This is a genomic window from Paraburkholderia sp. CNPSo 3076 (genome assembly GCF_026343935.1).
GTDB classification, from domain to species: Bacteria; Pseudomonadota; Gammaproteobacteria; order Burkholderiales; family Burkholderiaceae; genus Paraburkholderia; species Paraburkholderia nodosa.
This window is the reverse complement of sequence record NZ_JAPMAL010000098.1, coordinates 1-3827: the sequence shown is the minus strand read 5'-3', so window position 1 is coordinate 3827 and position 3827 is coordinate 1. Positions and strand designations below refer to the sequence as shown.

At 52.7% G+C, this 3827-nt stretch carries 4 protein-coding genes and 1 pseudogene; 1 reads left to right on the top strand and 4 read right to left on the bottom strand.

Annotated elements, in window-relative coordinates:
* Window positions 1–408, bottom strand: a pseudogene (locus tag M3A49_RS42045) (IS110 family transposase); the annotation flags it as partial.
* Between the two features lie 143 nt (window positions 409–551).
* Here M3A49_RS42045 and M3A49_RS42040 point away from each other — a divergent pair.
* Window positions 552–710: a hypothetical protein gene (locus M3A49_RS42040; RefSeq protein WP_266233957.1), complete on the top strand. Its 159-nt coding sequence runs from the start codon at window positions 552–554 to the stop codon at window positions 708–710.
* Window positions 711–1209: 499 nt separating this feature from the next.
* Here the strand turns inward: M3A49_RS42040 and M3A49_RS42035 are convergent, their stop codons facing one another.
* The 3 genes from M3A49_RS42035 to M3A49_RS42025 all read right to left on the bottom strand — a co-directional run.
* A complete protein-coding gene (locus M3A49_RS42035; RefSeq protein ID WP_266233956.1) occupies window positions 1210–1569 on the bottom strand; it encodes a hypothetical protein in 360 nt (119 codons plus the stop codon).
* Between the two features lie 709 nt (window positions 1570–2278).
* Window positions 2279–3220, bottom strand: a complete 942-nt coding sequence (locus M3A49_RS42030) for an IS110 family transposase (RefSeq protein WP_266233955.1) — start codon at window positions 3218–3220, stop codon at window positions 2279–2281.
* A gap of 263 nt (window positions 3221–3483) precedes the next feature.
* On the bottom strand, window positions 3484–3827 hold a 344-nt coding region (locus tag M3A49_RS42025; protein WP_266233958.1), incomplete at its 5' end, for a hypothetical protein.

Sequence of the window (3827 nt, the reverse complement as noted above, 5' to 3'; positions counted from 1 at the left end):
TTGGCCTGCGCGGTGCGCGCCCGTACAAATCCTTGGCGTACTCGATGCAGCGACAACACCGATTGCTGCTCGATGCTCTTGACCGGCACAAAGCGCATATTCGGCCGCGCGACTGCCTCACAGATTGCTTCGGCATCCGCCGCGTCATTCTTGTTCGTCTTGACGTACGGTTTGACAAACTGGGGCGCGATTAATCTTACCGTATGCCCCATGGCCTGTAGCTTGCGTGCCCAGAAGTGCGCGCTCGCGCATGCCTCCATTCCGATCACGCAGGCGGGGAGGTTGGCGAAGAACTCCGCAACGTGATTTCGCTTGAGCACTTTCTTCAGCACCGTTCGGCCATGCTCATTTACCATGGACGGCAAAAACGTTCTTCGCCAGATCGATGCCAACTGTCGTAATCTTCATGATGGGCGCTCCCCTCGGTCAGGTGGTTGCTTCGACACTTCCACTTTGGCACATTGATGCCGCTTCGGGTGGGGGCGTCCATCCCATTAGACTTGACCTTATCTCCGCGTCGGTTCGCAATGACCTATGACAGGAAGTCCGCCATGAACCAGTTGGCAGCGGAATTTCCGGCAGCAGCAGATGCTCCTGCCGCTTCCACGAGTTGGTCTAATGGGACCTTGCTAAAAGCCTTTGGCCTTGCCGAACGGGAGCGTTATAGTGCGTTTACTCGAAAATTGGAAAGCGATTTTGAGACGCGGTAGAGCTGGTGTTCACTACATTACTGAATGATCGTTCAGTGTCACGTGTGGCTTCAGGCACTTTATTCAAAATTATCAAAAAAACCGCCCGAGTTCTGGAAATTTAAATGCGACGACGTGAATCGGCCGCCACATCTTAAAAGACTACGTTTATGAAATGCAACCGAATTATCACCACCATGATTGCGTTATTGGATTCGCAATGAATTGCATAAATTTATGATGACAATATCGAACTTGGATACTCATAAGATCATAATATTATTAATTTGTAATATATACAATACAGTTGCGCCGACCGCTGTCTCGACGGGGCTTAGGCTTATTTTGTGAAGTAGTAAAGCACTCATATAGGTGCGAACAAAACACAAAGACATAAAAACAACGCAAAAAAGCAGCTTGATTAACAAAAGGGGACGATGCACACATGACGGACGCACGACAGAATGGGGAAGACAATCTCAATCCATGCCAAGCCCAACATCAACTGTAAGGGTACTTTCTAAGGCACCCTGTCAGGTATCACGGGCGTATTCGCGATGATGTCAAATGTTAAAGGGCGCGAGCGATAGTAAACACAACCGTTTACACCCATGTAATCAGTCACCGGAATAGTCAGGACGTGTTCGATATCATCTGCGTCGACCTCAGAGCACCCCATGCGATGGTATTCAGCTACTATTTTGTCCTTGGTGGACCTGGCGTCAGTTGGCGCAATATCCAGCGCCACAAACTTCTTCATATCGTCTTCCCAAAAACACATCCAGTCTGGAACATTTGTAAGTCCACCACCAAGCACGCAGGCATCTGCGCGAGATTTCGGCAGATAGATGTATGCCAGTTTTGCGGAATCCTCATCCATTTGAATGCATTCTAGTTGGCCGGCGGACAGTGGACTGTTAATGCACAGGTTGTTTTCGAACTCTGCTACTAGGTCTTCATCGATGTCGCAGCCTGCATCGCGCACCCTTGCGACCCAAGATTGCTGTCGCCGTTTTAGTAGCCTCAGATAGTCATCGTTGTAATCATGCAGCGCCCTATCGATATGGCCAGATATCAGTCCTCTCCAATATGTTCGGGCTCGGAAGACAGGGCGTTCATATGGGGGTATCTCTGCCATCAGGAGTTTGTTTGATATTGCCTCTGGATCTGGCAAGCAAATGTCATACCTTTATATAAAAGGGATTGCATGCTTGTGACGTCATTGCGTTCTGTGATTTCGTGATATTTTATATTTCCGTGTAATGCGTTATTGGCCTTTCGGTGCCAGATAATAATACTGACCTCTTCCATGGCTTAGTTGGTCATATTCGGCTGCCCTTTCAATTTTTGTGATTGATAATAACGTGATCCTTTGAAAATTTCATTTTCAAAGGACGCTGTTTTTTGGCCCCTTTAAGCTGCCGTAGACAAGTCATCCTTGAATGGGACGTTTTTTGGTTTGATCGGATTTGGACGACGCTGTTCTCGGATCTATAGGAGCAAACAGCAACAGGAACCAGAGCGCAATGAGCCGCAGTCGCTGACGCTCATCCGTAGATATTTGTGGCGCATTCCGAGAGTGCATTTTACTAGCTTCTGACTGGCGCTCTTTGAAGGGGGCAGGTCACACTGCGCATTCGAACCATGGCAATGGTCCAGAGAGCGTTGTTTGCGGACCTGTCACCGCCTCTGTTCAACCGATGCCGAACCGTCTTTCCGGACGAGGCCTGCAGTGGACTTGTGCCGCAAAGCGCCGCCAGCGCAGCTTCACTTTTGAGGCGTTCAGGATTGTCGCCTGCAACAGCGACCAATACCGCAGCTGTCTGGGGGCCGACGCCGAATCGTTCACGAATCCGCCTGGCATGCTGGTTGGTTAGGCTATCAAGCATCGCGTCGAGCGCTTTGAGCTCCTCTGCCAACGTCAACCAGCGCTTCGCCAGCAACCGAAGCGTGGTCGTTAGCGTCTGTAACATAGGCGTTTTGCCCTGTGAACGAAGTCGCGCGCAACCCTCAACGCATTCCGCGGTCTTCACTTTCAGAAGACGATCGCGGATCTCTTGCGGTGCGCTCACGAGTAAAGCCCGTAGCTGATTGATAGCCTGCGTCTTTGCTTTGACTGCGCTGCGCCTGGCAACGGAGACGGCTCGCATCGCCTCGGCGGCACCGGACTGTTCCTTTGGAATAGCCGTAGCCCTTCCGGAGAGGACCGCATGCGCGGCGTTCTCCGCATCAGTGGGATCGGACTTCCCTTTAGATCGGCGCATCGCCCGATCGGGACGATTGACTTCAAGCACCTCGATTTCATGATCGCGCAGCACGTGGGCCAATCCCGCTCCATAGGTGCCGGTCCCTTCAACTCCGGCGCGACACAAATGACCGAACGAATTCGCCCATGTCAGCAGATCGAGATACTCTGCCGTATCGGTAGATATCGATCTGGTTCCGAGAAGCCTGCCTGTGTTGCTGATCACAGCCCCGACATGCGTATCAAGATGCGTGTCGACCCCAAGAATCACTTCATTTAGTTCCATGCGCGTATCCGTTGTAGTGGGCGCATCGCCAACCCCAATCGCAGGACAGGACACTCACGGTGCAGAACAAAGCTCCTATCAGGTCACAGACGCTGGGCCCAGCAACGCTCGGGGAACGCCGAAACCCGATCGACAGGTCAATTCCAGGGCAGCTCGGCCAATCCCAGCACGGGTCAGATCGGTCCGACGTTCAGAAGCGATCTTAGACTGAGTATCCCAACAATTTCCACGTCGGCTCATCGACGAACGCATGCCGTAGGCCTTCAACGTGTCCTGAAACAGACCGCTGCAATATTGGCTGCCCCTGTCTGGGCGGCGACAATTAGCTTGGCCGGTCGTTGACGTTGGTTTTGGCCGGTGGTGAGGAGTCGGAGGCGGCGTAGCCGCCGGAGGCGACGAACCACCGGCGGCGCCGCGTCGGCGGGGAAATAGGATGGCTGATCGATTCTTAAAGAAGAAGCGGTCAGCACATGTCTGGAACCCGCATCACCGACCAACAGGTTCGCCTCTACATGAACAAGCGCAAACACCATCCGCAGGAAGTCGCGGCCGCCAAGGCAGGAATAAGCGTGCGCAGCGCACGCCGCATCGAGCGTGACGCGACGTT

Coding starts and splice junctions, on each gene's coding strand:
- M3A49_RS42040 (WP_266233957.1), top strand. CDS start 552: ATGAACCAGTTGGCAGCGGAATTTCCGGCAGCAGCAGATGCTCCTGCC.
- M3A49_RS42035 (WP_266233956.1), bottom strand. CDS start 1,569: ATGGATGAGGATTCCGCAAAACTGGCATACATCTATCTGCCGAAATCT.
- M3A49_RS42030 (WP_266233955.1), bottom strand. CDS start 3,220: ATGGAACTAAATGAAGTGATTCTTGGGGTCGACACGCATCTTGATACG.